Raw genomic sequence first — 18125 nt, 5'->3', positions numbered from 1 at the left:
TTCTCACCTGCTTCCGCTCGCCGCCGCATCCGGGCGGAAGCCTTCCAATGACGGCATCGGCGGCCGCATGACAATTGGCACGGCGTCGCCTGCCCGTGCGGAGGCCGTACGCCGCGAGAACACTTCGCTGAAACTCAATGCGATGATCAGGAGGCCAGACGCGGGGCCGTAGTTCAGCACCGTGATCGTGAACAGGTTCACGACGAAGAGCAGCGTCAGCTTGTAGACGTCGGTCGCACCGAAAGTCGCCCGAAACACCATCACCATGAACGCCGCGAACGGGAGTCCGAACATCAGGTACGTGCCGATGTAGAAATTGTCGACCGGCACCCAGAAGTGGGCGAGCGGTGAGAACAGCTTTTGCGGATAGTTGAAGCAACCCGCCCCGCAGCCGGTCACCAGACCGATCGGCATGAGCTGGTTCATGTAAACGAACGGCAACTGCCAGCTATTGTTGATGCGATCGACGATGCTGAACAAGGTCGAATGCGGCACGGCTGCGGTGCCCGAAGCAACCACGATCATGAAGAACGGAACCAGGATCGAGGCAAACGACCACAGCGCGATGGTCCGGATCGCGGGGAAGCGCGATTTCTCCGGCAGCATTCGCACGAACACCAGCAGAACCAGATAGAGCACGAGGACGATCATGGTCGTCTTGCTCGTGGTCAGCTTGATGGCATAGATCGCGATGGAGCCGAATATGAGGCACCACGTGGTGCTCATGCGAATAGACGTGATCGCGAACGACACAAGGATGAAGAAGGCAGCCATGGTGTTGTCGGCCGCAAAGCCCATGAGGCGCTGGTCGTCGCCGCCATAAGCCCACCACAACCGGCCCGCCTCGCGTACGGCGCCGAAGGACTCGTATTTGTAGCCCACCCAGGGCATTAGGTAGAATTTCGTCAGGAAAACGCCGATAACCGAGAGATAGAAGGTCACTGCGATGACCGACAGCAGCTTCCGGTACGAGCCGAGGCTGGAATCGCAGAAGCAGAATCCGACGAACACCGGCAACATCATCTTGAATGACGAGATCGCAGCGTTCATCGTTCCCATAAAGAAGTAGCCGAGCACAAGCGACAGAATGATCTGGACCAGCACCAACAGCGCCAGGGTGCTGCGATTGCGCAGAACGCAATGCACGAAGAACTGGGCCAGGCACAGAAGCGCAACGCCGTCAGGCAGGTACCAGAGCGGATCCACGTGATAGATGCTGGTGTAATAGCGGATCACGCCGCCAAAGGCGTCGCGGACCAGATAGACCCCGAGCGCGATCGCCTCGATGTTGAGGCTGATCAGCGTGATTCTGGGCCGTTGCAGCGCTAGCATCGTCATGTCGGGCTCAGTTCGTCAGTCGCGCGGGGGACGCCGAGAAATCGGACCGGCTTCCAAGGGCGTTCCGCATCAGCCTGCCGCCGGGGATTTCGACGTAGCGATAGGTGAAGTGGGACACCGCCAGCACGGCGGTCAATGAGACCACGAGATTCAGCGTGGCCGGCAGACCAGCGAAGACGGAATCGAGAGCGGCGATCCGCCCTGCCCCGAGCGCCCGCACGAAATATTCGGCCAGGAGCACCACGAGCGCGTGCACCATATAGATCGAGTAGGAACGTTTCCCGAGCCAGACCAGCGGCTTGGCCACCAGCATCCGCGGCACCAGCAGCGCATCGGGAAAAGCCAGTAAACTGCCGAGGAAGATTGCGAACGTCACGGGCGCGAGGAAGGTTGACGCAGGACTGGTCTCCGCCAGTGACACCAGGACGATGCTGGCTATCATGGCGACGAATTGCAGCATGCCCTGCGCGGCAGGACCCGGCTTGACCGGCAGGCGATCAACGATCCTGACCGTCAGCACGCCCAGAAAGAAGCTCACGAAGCAGCGCACGATGCCGAAGTCGGTCTGAAGCCCGAGGCTCCTCTTGTCGAGCACGAAGATGATGAAGACCAGACTTCCGACCGCAAGCGCGCCGCAGAGGACGTAGAACCACAACAGGGAACGCATGCGCTGGGCAAAGAGGACAATCAGGCCGAACACGAGATAGGTGTAGAACTCGACACTGATGCTCCAGCTCGGCGCGTTCCAGCTGAGATAGTCGATAAACCCCATGGAATGCAGCAGCAGGACGTTGAGAACGAAGGAATAGGCATTGTTCACTTCGAACGCCGCCGGCGCGGCCACAACGACACCCGCCATGACCAGACTGATTCGCAGGAGGCGAAACAACAGATTTGCCATCAGCATGACGATGTGCAGCGGATAGACCCGCGCCAGGCGCCGCACCATGAACTCGCGCAGCGAGAAACGCCCGAAGTCGCTCTCGACGTAGCTGAGCGACATCACGATCCCGCTGAGAACAAAGAACAGATCGACCAGCAGCCAGGAACTCCTGAAGAACGAGCAGTTGATCCACGCATTGTGCGGGAACGCCGCGAGGAACGTCGGCATCAGCAGGAGATGGTGAATCACCACCGATGTCGCGGCGATACCCCGGATGCTGTCGAGCGCCAGGACATGCGCCTTCTCACGATGAACCAACTCCGTCACATCAACATTCCCAGCTATTGCACCGCAGCAGTGTGTATCAGGACTTGGCGCGTGTTCAATCTCTGCGATCGCGGACTCGCATTCGACGCATGACGATCGACGATAATTTCAACGCTCGCAGTTCATTCGGACATGCGAGCGTCAAGTTCACGCCACTTTTTGCCTGAGACCGCCGTCGCATCGGCGCGCAAATCAAATCAAGCGATGATGATCGCGAGAATTTGCGCGTAAAGTTTGCGCGAAATTCGGCGCTGCTGCGATTAAGACAACCGCGATCTTCGCATGCTGACGTCCTGCTGATAATTTTTCGCGGGCGGGAACTAATGAGTAGCTGACGACTTGTGTCGGTTTTGCGACGTTCGCTTGCGACGCCTCAGCGCAAACGCCTCTTATGTTTTCAAGTTGCAACATTCCTAGGCGCGAGCATGCCGATCTCGCATGCATTGCATATCCTCATTTTGCAACCGATCGAAAATCAGGCAATGCACCCGTCGTCGCCGCCCACACACTCAGCTTTTGCGTCGCACAAAAATTGACACAGTTACCTGCCAAGTTTCACCTGTTCTCCTATTGCAACAGGGAGGAAGGGACACGGATGGGCTGCGGACTACCACGTCGTCATGCAATGCCACGAAGGCTACTGATCGTCTTGGCAGCTTCTGCCTTGATCGTGTCGAGCGTCGATGCTTGCCGCGCTCAGTGCGTCGAATTTTCAGATCGTGCCTCGCAGCTCGAACTCGACACGTTCGTGAAATCGCCCTCCTCGCTTCTGGAGCGGCTCCGCAATGACAAGGAGAAGCTGAGATTTCGGCTCGCCACCTACATCGCCACGACCCCGTCGGTGTTGCCGTCCGTGCAGACACTCATCTCTGCCTCGGCTTCGACCGATCGTTCCGCCATCGGCGCCGCCCTGAGGATTGCGGAAGGACGGTGCACGTCGACGAAGCCGGACGCCGCGCGCAAGATCAGGGATTTCGCGCAACGGATCGGTGATCTCAACGTGCAAGCGGGCTATTCCGCCGCAGGTGAGGACGCCTCAGGCGCCCAGGCTCAATCGCAAGACAAGAGCCCGGCGCAACCGTCCCGAGGCGGGGCCCTGCTCGACGGCGAATTTAAAACCAAGCTGGCCAACCCCTTCAAGCCCGTCCCCCTTCCGAACTGATCAGCGATCGTCAAAAGGCAGCGAATTAGCAAATGTATCAGCCTAGAGAACATTTCCAGTCGGGACACCGATTCGGCATCGAATTCGGCGGAGCAGTCCTCAGCTTCGAGCGCGTGGCCGACGTGCTGCGCCGGCAGTGGCCGATCATCGCGGCGTGCACCGGCGCTGCGCTGGCCCTGGTGATGGTCTACCTGGTCATGGCGCAACCGATGTATACGGCGAATGCCCGTATCATGATGGATACGCGTCAGGCGCAGGTGCTGGACAAGGACAGCAACGCCAACAGCGCCCTCATCGATACCGGCTACGTCGACAGCCAGGTCGAGGTCATCAATTCGGACGACCTGATTCTCTCGGTCGTCCGTCGCCTGAAGCTGACGGACGATCCGGAATTCAATGGCTCCGATCCGGGCCTGCTGTCCATCGTCCTCGGCAAGGTCATGTCGCTGTTCAGCTCCGGCGAAGCCGCGTCCCAGGAGCGTCTCGAGCACGCCGTGGTGGAGCAGGTTCAGAAGAACCTGAGAACGGAACGCGTCCTGACGACGTATGTCTTGTCGATGAACTATCGCTCGCGGAGCCCTGACAAGGCGGCCAAGATCGTCAACGCCATCGCCAATGCCTATCTCGTCGGCGCGCTGGAAGCCAAATATCAGTCCACCAAGCGGGCAACCGAATGGCTGCAGCAGCGCAGCTTCGAGCTGAGCGAGCAGGCAACCGCCAGCGACCGCGCCGTGCAGACCTTCAAGGCCGAAAACAACATCGTCGGGACCAGCCGCGGCCTGATGTCCGAGCAGCAATTGTCGGACCTCAACACCCAGCTGGTTCAAGCGCGGGCGTCGACGGCCGAAGCCAAGGCCCGGCTCGACCGGATCAACGCGATTTCAGACCAGGACGTCGCACAATCGACGGTGACCGATGCTCTCAACAACTCGGTCATTACGCGCCTGCGCGCGCAATATCTGGACCTCCAGGCCCAGTATGCCGACTGGTCGAGGCGCTATGGAAAGCAACATCTTGCGGCGGTCAATCTGGCCAACAAGATGGAGGAGCTGCGCAAGAACATCGCCGACGAGCTGCATCGGATCGGCGATGCCTACCGCAGCGACTATGAGATCGCAAAGAGCCGGGAAGCCTCGCTCGAGAAGAACGTGAAGGAGCTCGTCGCCCAGGCCGGCGATACCGGCCAGGCCGCGGTCAAGCTGCGCGATCTCGAAAGCGCCGCGGACACCTACCGCAACCTGTACAACAGCTTCCTCGAGAAGCTGCAGAGCGCGACGCAGAATCAGAGCTTTCCGCTTAGCGAGGCGCGCCTGATCAGCACGGCCACCAAGCCGGATCGCAAGAGCTCGCCGCGCACGGTGCTGGCGCTCGTCGGTGGCCTGGTGGGCGGCCTGTGCCTCGGCTTCGGCGTCGCATTCGGGCGAGAGCTGCTCAGCGACGTCTTGCGGACCCCCGCCGAGGTCGAGGATGAGCTCGGCGTGAAGTGCCTCGGAGTGCTGCCGGACATTCGTCCGCCAACGACGACCGGCGCGTTGCTTTCGACGTCAGCCAAGACAGCCTCACCCGATCTGTCCCGCTACGTCGTCGATCATCCATTCTCGCGGTTCGCCGAGACGTTGCGCAACATCAAGGTGTCGATCGATGTTGCGCGCCTGACCCGCGAGATCAAGGTGATCGGCATCGTGTCTTCGCTTCCGAAGGAAGGAAAGACGACGGTGGCGGCCAACTTCGCACAGTTGATCGCCCTTACCGGCCATCGCACGGTCCTGATCGACGGCGATCTGCACACGCGCTCGCTGACCCGAGAGCTCGCGCCCAACGCCAAGAGCGGCCTGGTGGAGGCCCTCAGCGACCCGGCGAGCCTCGGCTACCATGTGCAGCGAAGCAAGGAAACGGGCCTGGACTTCCTGCCCTCTGTCGTAGCTTCCCGCATGGTCAATTCGGCCGACGTCATCGGATCGAAGGCGATGGCCGAACTGCTCAAGGTGCTGAGAGAGCACTATGAGTACATCGTGATTGACCTTGCCCCGGTGATGCCGGTGGCGGATTCGAAGGCTGTCAGCCTCCTGATCGACGCCATGGTCTACGTGATCGAATGGGGGCAGACGACACGAAGCGCTCTTCAGGAGTCGGTTTCCGGGTCGGAAGTCCTTCAGAAGAAACTGCTCGGCGCCGTGCTCAACCGCGCCAACCCGAAGATGCTCAAGCGCATCGAGGCGTACAAGGGCAAGCACCACAACAGCTACTACGTCGAGCATGCCTAGAGGCGCCGCGGCGCCGCGCTCAGCCGAGCCGTAACGACCTCGGGCCCGCTGCCATATTGGCAGCGGGCCTTTTTCGCGTCTTGCGGAACTGTCGCTGGAAGGCGATCGAATGCACCTTCGCGCACGAGCGCGGGGATTGCGCCAAGCCCAGCGGACTCCTCAGGCCTCCGTATTCGTCCGGAATCCACAACTTGCAGTTATTGCTCTAGCCAAAAGCAAGGATTGACGAAGGCGGTGGTCGCTAGGACAGTGCGCCAATTGGCAATCATCTCTCGATAAGATGAGACAATCCGGTCCTCGATGCTTCAAAATGCCGAAACTTTGGGCATCTTTCCTTCTGGGTTCCCTGAGGCTAACTTCGGCTCATATTTGTAGTTCTTTTCCGGTGGGCTCGGAATGCTGATCGTCCTGACGATTTTGACTATTTGGGTTCTGCTCAACATCCTGTTCGTGTTGATCGTGGTTCCCCCGCGCAAGCCGCGTCGGCAGCCGATGGCGACGACGCTATCACCGGCCCCTGTCGACCCCAGCCAACGAGACATCGAGCAGGACGAATCCTTCTCGATCCGTCATGTCATCGTCTCGGTAGCGATGGGGGCATTCTTCGTGCTGGTGCCGCCGTTGCTCGCCCTGCGCGATGCGATCATGCGGCTCTTCGGCAGGTCGTCGCGGGATGGAACCTGATCCCTCAAGCCTGTGGCTCCAGATGGCCGGGAAGTTGAGCGGTTAGTACGCCTCCTGGAACATCACTGCGGATGCGGTGCGGGCCATGATCTTCAGATCGAGCCAGATACTCCAGTTGCTGACGTACCAGACGTCGTACTCGACCCGCTTCTCCATCAGGTCGATCGTCGGCGTTTCCCCTCTGAACCCGTTCACCTGCGCCCAGCCCGTCAGGCCCGGCTTCATGTGGTGCCGGTAGACGTATTTGCTGATGAGCTCGTCATAGTAATTGTCATGAGCCAGCGCGTGCGGACGCGGGCCAACCAGTGACATATCCCCGCGCAGCACATTCCAGAGCTGCGGCAGCTCGTCGATGCTGGTCATGCGAAGGAATCGTCCGATCTTGGTGACCCGGGCATCCCTCTTGGTTGCCTGCGTAACTGTCTCGCCGTTCTCACTGACGGTCATGGTTCGGAACTTCCAGATCTCGAACGGCCTGCCGTTAAAGCCGCGCCGCGACTGCCGGAAGATGACGTTTCCCGGGGAGTCGAGCTTGATCAGAACGGCAACGGTCAGCAGCAGCGGCGTCAGCATTACCAGTGCGAACAGGGCCACGCCAACGTCGAGACAGCGCTTTTGCAACCGCTCGAGAATGGTGAGAGGCGGCCGCTGGATCTCAACCGCGACGGTTCCACTGACCGGCAGGAAGGGACGGGCCACCAGATCAGCGACTGGATCATCCGGCAGCAGGCGTATGGGCTGTGGGACGGCGCGCAAATGGTGTCCCAGCTTGCGGAGCATCGGCAATTCATTCCAGTCGATCGCAAGCAGATATTCGTCGACATCGGCCGAGCGCGATTGACGGATCACGTCGCGAATCTGCCGCTCCCATTGGCCGTCATCCCGATCGGCGCCGAGCACGAAATGGCGCGTGACATCGAAGCCATTCCTTCGCAGGTCCTTGAAGCGGCTTGAGGTGAAATCGAGCGGCTTGAGGCTGAGCAGGATCACCTTGCGATCGACCAGGCGGCTTCTCGCAAAACTCGTGCCGAAAACCGCCTGCCAAGCGAAGCGGAGACTGATCAAGCCAAGTCCGCCGATCACGGCGAACACGATAACGGTGCCACGGGAGAGATTGTCCGTCGATTTCAGCAGGAATGCCGCAACGGCGAGGATCGTCAGTGACGTCAGCCAGATAAACACGGCCTTTCGCAGCTGCCAGACGATATTGAGCAGACGGTGCGTGGCGTAGACGTCCCGGAAATAGGCGACCGCGACGAACACCGCGCCGACAAACAACCCAGCCCCTACCGAAGCGCCATCGGGCGAAGCGACCGCGGCGCCGTATAGCAAGGCACCGGCGGCATAGCTCAACAAGATCACCAGAAAGTCGGCAGCCATGACGACGATCTGAAATGGCCTCTGAAGAGAGCTGCCGCGCGTCGATGACAGCGCGTGGGCGTTTTCAGAACCATAAGTTGCAACAGCCATTCGTACCTCTGTCAATCGAGAGAGTGTCTGACGCTCATCGTGATGCTGAAGACTCGTCAATTCCCCGCACGGAAAGTGTTGGTTGATCGCAGCGAGATTGTGGCGCTGCACGCAAAACTTTTGCGGCGCACGGATCATGCGCGATGTTGAAATGCGCAGCGAAATTCGACGCGCTGAAAAAGTCGTCACAGTGATGACATATGAGCGAACGCGTTGCCCTATTTTGAATCAAGTTCCACGTCCAGCGCGATGATTGTCGTCGCGCGAACGACTTGTCGCTCATCTTTCGGGCGATGCAATCCTCCGATCAAGCCAACCGAATCAGTTGCGAGAATTTCGACGGATTTCTATCTGGGCGTGCGCCGAGAGAATTGCCCCAGGCATGCAACTTTGCCGCACTCTCGCGTTCAGCGATGCATTCGTGCGGACCGATCGTTCGCGCCGCCCGCCGATAACAAGGTGGGCAAAAAATGCCGCCCTTCTTTTGGCGTGATCGCGCTGGAGAACAAGGACGCTCCCTCACCGAATTCACGTTGTTCGCGTTGGAAGCTCTCCGGTGCCGGCGACTTGGGGAAATTTTTCGACGACCCGATCGATTGAGCCCCATGATATCTCTCGCGCGACCACGCTCGCCCACCCCCAAGCCGCAATTGCCGGAGGGAGTTCGCATCTATGCGATCTCCGATATTCACGGGTGCGCCCATCTGCTCCAGCCTATGTTGCGGGTGATCGACGCCGACGTTGCCCGCAGCCGGCCGCGCTATGCGATCGAGGTCTTCATGGGTGACTACATCGATCGCGGCCCGGATACGCGCGCCACTCTCGACGTCCTGGTCGAACGGAGCCGCCGGGGCAACGCAGTTTTCCTCAAGGGAAACCACGAGGCATTTCTTGTGAGGGTGTTCGAAGATCCTGCGCTGTTCGAGGATTGGATTGCGGTGGGCGGGACCCAGACGTTGATGTCCTACGGGCTCGCCCCACCGGACCTGAAGCGCGACGAGCCGGCATCGATATTGCGCGATTTGATTCGGGCAATGCCCACCGAACATCTGGAATTCCTGGACAATTTGCGGCTGAGCTTCAGTTGTGGCGACTTCTTCTTCGTTCACGCCGGCGTTCGCCCGGGCGTTCCACTGGCTGAGCAGACGGAGCGCGATCTGCTCTGGATTCGCGAGGAGTTCCTGCGGAGCGAGGAACAATTCGGCAAGTATGTCGTGCATGGACATACGCCGGTCCGCAGTGCCGAATTCCTGGCAAACCGCGTCAACATCGACACCGGCGCCTATGCGACCGGTAACCTTACCCTGATGAGCATCCAGGGCAGCCGCATGCTCGCGGTGTGAGGTGGCGACGACCGCCTGCCACTGACGCGCGAGACGGCTTCGCAAGGATGCGACTGGTTTATCCCCGGCTCCGGGTCAAATCCTAGTTGAGCAACGGCGGCTTCTCCAGTCGCGCACGGGTCTGCGCCATCCAGTCGCTCCAGGCTCGTTCGTGCTTGATGTAGAGTTCCACCCAACGCTCGCCGTGCTTCGCCTGACGGACGCGCGCCGCTTCGCCGATCAAGTCGGTGTCCGGCCTGTCCAGCGCTTCGAACTCGATGGTTTCCGAGATCGTCAGACCCACGAGCACGCGCTGTCCGGCGCCATCCACGATGTAACGTCGTGGAGCGTCCTTCTTAGGCTCGCTCATGTCATCATGCCCCGTCGCTTCAGTGTGTAGCTGGATGCCGACAACGAATTAGACGACATCTAAAAGGCTCGTCGGGCGTGACCGAACGTTGAGGTGGGTTGGGACGCCTGGTGTGAGGCGCCGTAGGATGCGTTCGCATCTCTTCGTTGGACGCGCCAAGCGCTCAGCGCGTATCCAAGGATAAGGCCAGCGCCGAAAATGGAAGCGGAGACAAACGTAGAAGTCATGGAGTCGCCCTGGATGGTCCGGCTCGCATCAAGAGCGAGCAGTGTGTCGACATCATGGTTCTTCAGGATTCATGGACGCCGAAAGATTGTTCAAGGCCCGATCCCTCGTGCGCATGAAGCACTCGTGCGAAGCCGACCGGCCCTTGCCACATCTCGTCTCGATCGGCGACGATCACCAAATAGTCCGTGTAGCGACCACTCTCTATATATGTGTGAAGGACGCGTTCGCGGCCCGGCCCCGCATTTGGCCGAGCAGATGCGTCGAGCAGACCTCGGCCCACGACGAGGAATTTCGGGCAGATCGATCGAGCCGTGCCCTTGCAACCGTCCGTCAGCCGTCGCATTATTTCCCATCGCATTTCAGAGGGATTCAATCCAATGAACTTCCGCGCCCTTATTCCATCCATTGCCTTGGCCGCCCTTGGCCTCACCGTGACGGCCTCCGTCGCGCCGGCCGCCGAGCTCGCGCTTGCTCCGTCCCATCGGGCGGCCGCCGTCCAGGGCGGTGTTGTGCTGTGGGATGACGTTTACCCGCCAGCGATCTATGGTCCCCAGCTTCGCCCGGTCGAGGAAGTCGCAGCCATGAAGGCGCAGGCGCGGCCCGTATCCCAACGCTGGTGGGGATATTGGTACGTCCGGTAAGTTCGAAAGCGCTCGGCCGAGCCGAGCTAAGCTGGACCAACAACTGCCGCCCCACCGGCCAACCGGGGGCGGCAGTTTTGTTTGAGACCCAAGCCGTCAGCCGCGGCCGCAAAGGCACCATGCGTTTGAGGCTCCAAGATCAGCAAGGTCTTATTGTTCCAGCTGCCCAAATACTGCGCGCTTCCCCGTCCGCTATGTCGTGGGCGTTGGACGGATTGGAGACGTTCGCTGGGCCCGGGCCCCGAAGCCAGATGGACCGGGACCCTCCAAGGCCGATGGGCCGCTAGGTTATCAAGAAGCTGCCATTGTGCAGCGTTCCCGTCGCATTCTGCAGGCTAACGTCCATGTCGCTCGCTCCGTCGCCATCAATATCGATCTGGAGGTAGTCGTTGCCCGGCCCGATATTCTGCAAGTGCGCCGAAGCCTGGTTACCGCCGAGGAGCGTCGCACCTCCCACGTACTCGATGTGATCGCCGGCGACGCTGATGCCCGAGAACGTGAAGCTATCGTTGCCCGCATCGAAATTGTGAATGGTATCGGCAGCACCGGCGGCTGAATCCGCGATGCCGACGAAACGGAAGTTGTCATGGCCCGCGCTGGCGAAGATTTCATCCGCACCCGCGCCGGCAGTAATCGTCGTGTCACCTGACGTGTTGCCGATCGTGATCCGGTCGAAATTCGCGGCCGCATTGACGGTTTCGACGTTGGTCACGGTGACGTCGTAGACGTTCGCGTTGAAGTTCAGGGTGTCGTTGCCGTCGCCGAGATCGATCGCGTTCGCCGGGCTGCCCTGCAAGGTCAGAACGTCGTCCGACGAGCTGCCGTTGAGCAGATTCACGTTCCACAGATTGTCGAACGAATTGCTGCCTGCGGCGAGATCGAGGACATTAGCCGTTCCGTCCCCGAGATTGACCGACACCCCGGACACGATGTTCAGCAGCGTGACCATGTCGTCCGACGGATTGAGATTGCCAGTGAAGTCACTGCCATTGAGGTTTTCGACGCCACTGATGCTGAGCGAATTGACGCCATTGGCCAGGGATACAAAGTCGTTTCCGCCGCCCAGATTGATGGCGATACCGGCGACGTTGTTCGTCAAGCTGAGCGAATTGTCGCCCGAATTGCCGTTGATGTGCTCGATACCCGTTGCGGCAAAGGAAGCGAAGTTTCCGTCGAGGACGATGGTATCGTCGCCATTGCTGAGGTTGATCGCGACGCCGTTGGCCGCTGCGATCGCGCCGGTGACGGTCAGGGTGTCGTCGTTGGCCGTTCCAAACACGTGATTGACATCGTAGATGTTCACGAACGAGTTCGCGCCAGCGGCTAGGTTCATCGTATTGTCGCCGTTGCCGAGGCTGATGTTCAGGCCCGTGACCGTCGTCGTCAACGTGAGCAGGTCGTTGACGCCGGGCGTCGCACCGAAATCGGAGCCGCTGATTCCCTCGACGCCGATCAGGCTGAGCGTGTTGGCGCCACCCGCGAGACTGAGCTGATCGTTGCCGCCGGCGAGGTTGACGATCAACCCGTCGGCATTCGCCGTGAGATTGACGAACTCGTCGTTGCCATTGCCGATCAGGTTCTCGACGCCAGAGAGATTGAGCGTGTAACCGTTGCCGAAAGTGTTGTTGAGCAGGACGGTGTCGCCCGTCCCCGCCCCCAAATTGAGAACGTGCCCGAAGATATTGGATCCGACGCGAAGATAATCGTCTCCGGCCGTTCCGATCACGGGCGCTACATTGGAGAACTGTTGCGTCGAGAGATCGATCGGACTTCCCAAATCGCCTGACGAGAGCAGCACGATGCCATCGCTGAACTGCAGCACCTCGACGTTGGTCAGGGTGTCGGTGCCGTCACCGTTTGCTGAATTGTTCTGAACCACAATCGCTCCGGGCATCGTGACGGTGTATTGCGATTGCGCACCCGAGAAGATCACCATGTCGGTACCGGCACCGCCATCGATCGTATCGTCGCCGCCCTGGCCGGTGATGCCATCATTTCCACCAGCGGCGTTGATCGTGTCGCCACCGCCGCCGCCGAAGAAGAACTCGTTATTCGAGCTGCCGGCCAGCGTGTCGACCTGGTTGGAACCCTGCACGCTGTTGACGCCGCCCGTGATGATGTCGGCGCCGGCCGCACCGCTCACCGTTCCCGCCGATAGGTCGACGGAAACGCCGCCGCCGCTCGCCTGGGAATACGAGACTCGCGTATTGCCGTTACCGGTGATGGTGTCGTTGCCGAGCAGACCTTCGAACAGGTTGAAGGTGCCGAACGATCCGGCCGAGGTCACGCCGGTGAAACCCGTGGCATTGTAAATGTCGTTCAGATTGCTGCCAGTCGCACTGTTGACGCCGACATAGCTGTCGGTGCCGATGGAGCTGCCCCCGGTCGCAGTTCCCGCCTGCAGGTTGACCGTCACCGCATCAACAGCGCTGGAATAGATGATGCGGGTGTTACCGTTTCCGGTGATCGTATCGTTGCCAGCCAGGCCTTCGAACTGGTTGAAATTGCCGTTGTTGCCGACGTTGTAAACGGAGCCATTCTGGAAGCCAACAGCGCCGAAATTCGTGGCCGTAAAGACATCGTTGAAAGTGGTGCCCTGGGCACCCTCGATCCCGTGGAACGTATCATTGCCGATCGAAGCGTCACCGGTCGCGGTGCCCGCCGTGAAGTCGATGGTAACAGAGCCGGTGGAGAAGTAGAGGTTGTTGTAGCTGATGACGTCGAAGCCACCGCGACCGTCGATGAAGTCGTCGCCGGCAAGGCCGGTGAACGTCTCCGTAGCCGTAGTGATGTTGCTGCCGCGGATGGTGTCGTTGAACATCGAAGCCATCACGGCGTTGACGCCGCTGAACGTATCGTTACCGGTCGATCCGTCACCACTTGCCGTTCCTGTGCCGGGCGTCGCGCCAGTTTGCAGGTCGACGACCACGGCCCCGGTCGCGTTGGTGAACGCAACACGCGTGTTGCCGTTACCGGTGATGCTGTCGTTGCCTGCCATGCCGATGAATTCATTGAATGTGCCGTTGGAACCGCCATTTTGGCTGGTTCCGCTGAAGCCGCCGGCATTGAAAACGTCCGCAGCGTTCGAGCCGCGCACCGATTCGACCGACCGAAGCGTGTCGGTGCCGACCGTCGCGGCATCGCCCGCTACGGTTCCCACGGCCAGCTGAACGTTGATCCCGCCGACCGCCGCCGGATCGAGCGCGTAGTCCGCCCGGTCGAAGCCGCCCCGGCCGTCGATGAAGTCGTCGCCGGCCCGGCCTTCGAAGATCTCCACGGTCCCGGGGCCGTTGGCGCTGCCGAGCAGTTGGTCGGCAAACCCTGAGCCGACAACTCCTCCGAACCCCGAGCCCACCAAGGTATCGGTGCCAACCGAACCGTCTCCGACCGCCGAATGGGCCGTCAAATCGACGGTCACACTACCCGTCGCGCTGGCGTAAGAGATGCGCGTCAGCAGCGCACCCAGGCTGTTCATCGCTCCCGTGATGCTGTCGTTCCCGCCGCGGCCTTCGAACTCGTTGAAGCCCACATTGGTGCCGGCGATGCCGGTATCACCCGCAAACCCGATCGCGTTGAACGTGTCGGCGTAGTCGCTGCCCACGATGCCTTCGACATTCGTCAGCGCATCGGTGCCGACGCCCGCACCGGTCACGGAGCCTGCCGCGAGATTCGCGGTAATGCCTCCCGTGGCCGCGACATAGTCGGCGCGATCGAATCCGAGGCCGCCATCGAGCAGATCATTGCCATCGAGGCCCTTGAGGCGGTCGTTGCCCGCGAGACCACTCAGGCTGTCGGCGTAGGCGGTGCCGACCAGCGTATTCGCGCCGGCGTCACCGGTGAGGTGCACGCCCTGCCCCAGGATGAAGTCGGCAGCCGTGAGAGTCGACAACGTCACGTTCAGCAGCGTGAGCGTGCTGCCATTGCCGAAGTCGATGACCGTGTTCGACCCCTGCTGGGTGGCAAGCGCCTGAATGTCGGCAAGTGTCGAGACACCAGGGACACCCGTGAGGTCGATCTTGTCAGCGTCCGCCTGCAGGAAGTCGCCGATCACATCGGCGCCGCCGCCGGTGGCGTAGACAAAAATGTCCGCACCGGCCCCGCCGTTCAAGCCATCGTTGCCGGCGCCGCCGCTCAGCGCGTCATTGCCGCTGTTGCCGGACAGTTGGTCGTTGCCGTTGGAGCCGATGATCGTGTCGTTGAAGTTCGACCCGGAAACGTTGGTCACTCCCACAATAGTGTCGTGCCCGACCGATCCGTCGCCGTCCGCGGACCCGTTTGCGAGGTTGACCACTACGCCAGAGGTCGCATTCGCAAACAGCAACTGGGTGCTGCCGTTTCCGGTAATGAGATCGTTGCCGGCAAAGCCTTGGAAGGAGTTGAAACCGACGAAGCCGGTCGCATCGTAAATGTCGGAAAAGTTGCTGCCGTAGACGCTGTTGACACCGGCGAACGTGTCATGCCCGACCGACACGTCACCCGTTGCCGAGCCGGCGTTCAGGCTGACGGTGACGCCGCCGGTGGCATTCGTATAGATCAGCCGCGTGCTGCCGTTGCCGGTGATGGCATCATCGCCGCCGAGGCCTTCGAACTGGTTGAAGGTGCCATTGTTGCCGATATTGAGCGCACCGGCCTGGCCGTAGCCGATCGCCACATAGGTGTCGGCATAGCCGGTGCCCTGGATGCCCTCGACCGAGCGCAGCGTATCGGTGCCGACCGAAGCGTCGCCGGTCGCCGTGCCCGCCGCCATGTCGACGCTCACGCCGCTCGTGACCGTGCTGAGGCTGTTGTAGATGGCAACGTCGAAGCCGCCGCGGCCGTCGATGTAGTCGTCGCCGCCGAGACCGGTGAAGTTGTTGTTGAAGCTGCTGCCCAGCAGCGCGTCGGAGAACGTCGAGCCCTGCACCGCATTGACGCCGGTGAAGCTGTCGGTGCCTTCGGTCGCGCCCGTGGCGCTGCCGGCCACCGTGACTGCATTGGTCGTCCCGATGACGCTGGTCTCGAGGTCGACGCTGACGCTCGAGGCCGCGATCTGGTAGTTCAGACGGGTGGAGCCGTTGCCGATGATGGTATCGTCGCCGCCGGCGCCGGCGAAGTCGTTGAAGGTGCCGGAGGAGCCGACATTGGTCGCGCCCGCCTGACCGAACCCGGTCGCATCGAACGTATCGTCGAAATTGGTGCCGCGGGCGGCCTCGACGTTGCGAATCGTATCCGTGCCGACCGTCGCGTCGCCGTTCACAATGCCCGCGGCCAGGTGAACATAGATACCCGACGTGGTCGTCGTGTCCGAATTGTAGGTGACCTGATCGTAGCCGCCGCGGCCATCGATATAGTCGTCGCCGCCGCGACCCTCATAAGTCTCGTAGGTGAAGGCGGCATTGTCGCTGCCGTAGAACGTGTCGTTGGAGGCAGAACCCCAGACCGTCGAGACGTTGGAGAAGGTGTCGTGGCCGACGGAGGCGTCGCCATCCGCGGTCCCCGCCCCGATATCGATCGTGACCGCGCTGGTTGCTCCCAGATAGGACAGTCGCGTGACCGCCTGCCCCAGGGCGTTGAGATCGCCGACGACGATGTCGTCGCCGCCGCGCCCCTCGAACTCGCTCTGACCGGCGGCGACGCCAGGTAGACCGGTCGAGCCGGTAAACCCGGCCGCATTGAACGTGTCGGCATAGTTGCTGCCGAGGATGCCCTCGACATTCGTCAGCAGGTCCGTTCCGACGCCCGCTCCGCTGACCGAGCCTCCCGCGAGATTGGCGGTGATGCCGCCGGTCGCATCGCCGTAATCGGTGCGATCGAAGCCCTGGCCGCCGTCCAGCAGATCGTTGCCGCCAAGGCCTTGCAGGACGTCGTTGCCGCCGAGGCCACTCAGGCTGTCGGCATAGACCGTGCCGACCAGCGTGTTCGGATTGGCGTCGCCGATCAGGTGAACGCCCGGGGCGAAGATGAAGTCGGCAGCCGTGAGGTTCGACAAAGTCACGTTCTGCAGCGTCAGGCTGTCGCCATTGCCGAAATTGATGAACGTGTTCGACCCCTGCTGCGAGGCGATCGCCTGGACGTCGGCGAGGTTGTAGATGCCCGCGCCCGAAAGGTCGATCTTGTCAGCTTGCCCGTGCGAGAAGTCGCCGATGAAATCGGCGCCGCCGCCGCTCACATACACGAACGTGTCGGCACCGGCGTTGCCGAGCAGATTGTCGGCACCGCTGCCTCCCTTCAGCGTATCGTTGAAGCCCGATCCGGACACGCCGTTCACGCCACCGGTGATGGTGTCATGCCCGACCGAGGCATCCCCACTGACGGTGCCGCCGGCAAGATCGACAACAACGCCGCCGGTTGCGTTGGCGAACAGCAGCTGCGTGCTGCCGTTGCCGGTGATGAGGTCGTTGCCGGCAAGACCCTGGAAGGAATTGAAGCCGACGAAGCCGGTCGCGTCGTACGCGTCGGCGAAATTGCTGCCATAGACGCTGTTGACGCCCGTGAAGCTGTCATGCCCGACCGATACGTCACCCGTTGCCGAGCCGGCGTTCAGGCTGACGGTGACGCCGCCGGTGGCATTCGTGAAGAGCAGCCGTGTACTGCTGTTGCCGGTGATCTGGTCATCGCCGCCGAGGCCTTCGAACTGGTTGAAATTGCCGAACGAGCCGGCATTGGCGCCGGCGGCGTTGAAGCCCGTCGCCACATAGGTGTCGGCATAGCCGGTGCCCTGAATGCCCTCGATCGAGCGTAGCGTATCCGTGCCGATCGAAGCGTCGCCGGTTGCCGTGCCCGCGGCCATGTCGACGTTCACACCGCTCGTGACCGTGCTGAGGCTGTTGTAGATGGCAACGTCGAAGCCGCCGCGGCCGTCGATGTAGTCGTCGCCGCCGAGACCGGTGAAGTTGTTGTTGAAGCTGCTGCCCAGCAGCGTGTCGGAGAACGTCGAGCCCTGTACCGCGTTGACGCCGGTGAAGCTGTCGGTGCCTTCGGTCGCGCCCGTGGCGCTGCCGGCCACCGTGACTGCATTGGTCGTCCCGATGACGCTGGTCTCGAGGTCGACGCTGACGCTCGAGGCCGCGATCTGGTAGTTCAGACGGGTGGAGCCGTTGCCGATGATGGTGTCGTCGCCGCCGGCGCCGGCGAAGTCGTTGAAGGTGCCGGAGGAGCCAACATTGGTCGCGCCGATCTGGCCAAACCCGGTCGTATCGAACGTATCGTCGAAATTGGTGCCGCGGGCGGCCTCGACGTTGCGAATCGTATCCGTGCCGACCGTCGCGTCGCCGTTCACAATGCCCGCGGCCAGGTGAACATAGATACCCGACGTGGTCGTCGTGTCCGAATTGTAGGTGACCTGGTCGTAGCCGCCGCGGCCATCGATATAGTCGTCGCCGCCGCGACCCTCATAAGTCTCGTAGGTGAAGGCGGCATTGTCGCTGCCGTAGAACGTGTCGTTGGAGGCAGAACCC

Annotated in this window: 10 protein-coding genes; 5 read left to right on the top strand and 5 right to left on the bottom strand. The window is 61.4% G+C overall.

Going from position 1 to position 18125, the window contains the following annotated elements:
- Positions 1-3: 3 nt before the first annotated feature.
- On the bottom strand, positions 4-1338 hold the full coding sequence (locus tag MOV75_RS02630; RefSeq protein WP_246918888.1) for a hypothetical protein: 1335 nt from the start codon (positions 1336-1338) through the stop codon (positions 4-6).
- A gap of 7 nt (positions 1339-1345) precedes the next feature.
- Positions 1346-2548, bottom strand: a complete 1203-nt coding sequence (locus MOV75_RS02625) for an acyltransferase (protein ID WP_246918886.1) — start codon at positions 2546-2548, stop codon at positions 1346-1348.
- Positions 2549-3143: 595 nt separating this feature from the next.
- On the opposite strand from MOV75_RS02625, the gene MOV75_RS02620 reads away from it, so the two are divergent.
- The 3 genes from MOV75_RS02620 (at position 3144) to MOV75_RS02610 (ending at position 6658) form a co-directional block, all read left to right on the top strand.
- Positions 3144-3710 (top strand): hypothetical protein, encoded by a 567-nt coding sequence (locus MOV75_RS02620; RefSeq protein ID WP_247004759.1) that lies wholly within the window; start codon positions 3144-3146, stop codon positions 3708-3710.
- Positions 3711-3742: 32 nt separating this feature from the next.
- Positions 3743-5974 carry a Wzz/FepE/Etk N-terminal domain-containing protein gene (locus tag MOV75_RS02615; protein WP_246918884.1) on the top strand — a complete coding sequence of 744 codons (2232 nt, stop codon included), beginning with the start codon at positions 3743-3745 and terminating at the stop codon, positions 5972-5974.
- Positions 5975-6370: 396 nt separating this feature from the next.
- The gene (locus tag MOV75_RS02610) at positions 6371-6658 is read left to right on the top strand and encodes a hypothetical protein (RefSeq protein WP_246918881.1); all 288 of its coding nucleotides are present in this window, start codon (positions 6371-6373) and stop codon (positions 6656-6658) included.
- 42 nt (positions 6659-6700) lie between these two features.
- On the opposite strand, the gene MOV75_RS02605 is transcribed toward MOV75_RS02610, so the two are convergent.
- A complete protein-coding gene (locus tag MOV75_RS02605) occupies positions 6701-8128 on the bottom strand; it encodes an undecaprenyl-phosphate glucose phosphotransferase (RefSeq protein ID WP_309486781.1) in 1428 nt (475 codons plus the stop codon).
- 605 nt (positions 8129-8733) lie between these two features.
- Here MOV75_RS02605 and MOV75_RS02600 point away from each other — a divergent pair.
- Complete coding sequence (locus MOV75_RS02600; RefSeq protein WP_246918925.1) at positions 8734-9471, top strand: metallophosphoesterase family protein; 738 nt, start codon at positions 8734-8736, stop codon at positions 9469-9471.
- Positions 9472-9553: 82 nt separating this feature from the next.
- Here the strand turns inward: MOV75_RS02600 and MOV75_RS02595 are convergent, their stop codons facing one another.
- Complete coding sequence (locus MOV75_RS02595; RefSeq protein WP_247004754.1) at positions 9554-9820, bottom strand: hypothetical protein; 267 nt, start codon at positions 9818-9820, stop codon at positions 9554-9556.
- A 605-nt stretch (positions 9821-10425) separates the two neighbouring features.
- Here MOV75_RS02595 and MOV75_RS02590 point away from each other — a divergent pair.
- Positions 10426-10689, top strand: coding sequence for a hypothetical protein (locus MOV75_RS02590; RefSeq protein ID WP_246918874.1), 264 nt, complete (start codon positions 10426-10428; stop codon positions 10687-10689).
- A 283-nt stretch (positions 10690-10972) separates the two neighbouring features.
- Here MOV75_RS02590 and MOV75_RS02585 read toward each other — a convergent pair.
- Positions 10973-18125 (bottom strand): calcium-binding protein (locus MOV75_RS02585; protein ID WP_247004752.1); only part of this gene is annotated, 7153 nt, incomplete at its 5' end.

The sequence above is a fragment of the Bradyrhizobium sp. PRIMUS42 genome (assembly GCF_023006515.1).
Taxonomy (GTDB): domain Bacteria; phylum Pseudomonadota; class Alphaproteobacteria; order Rhizobiales; family Xanthobacteraceae; genus Bradyrhizobium.
Note: the sequence above shows the minus strand (reverse complement) of the source record. Positions and strands in the feature narration are given on the sequence as shown.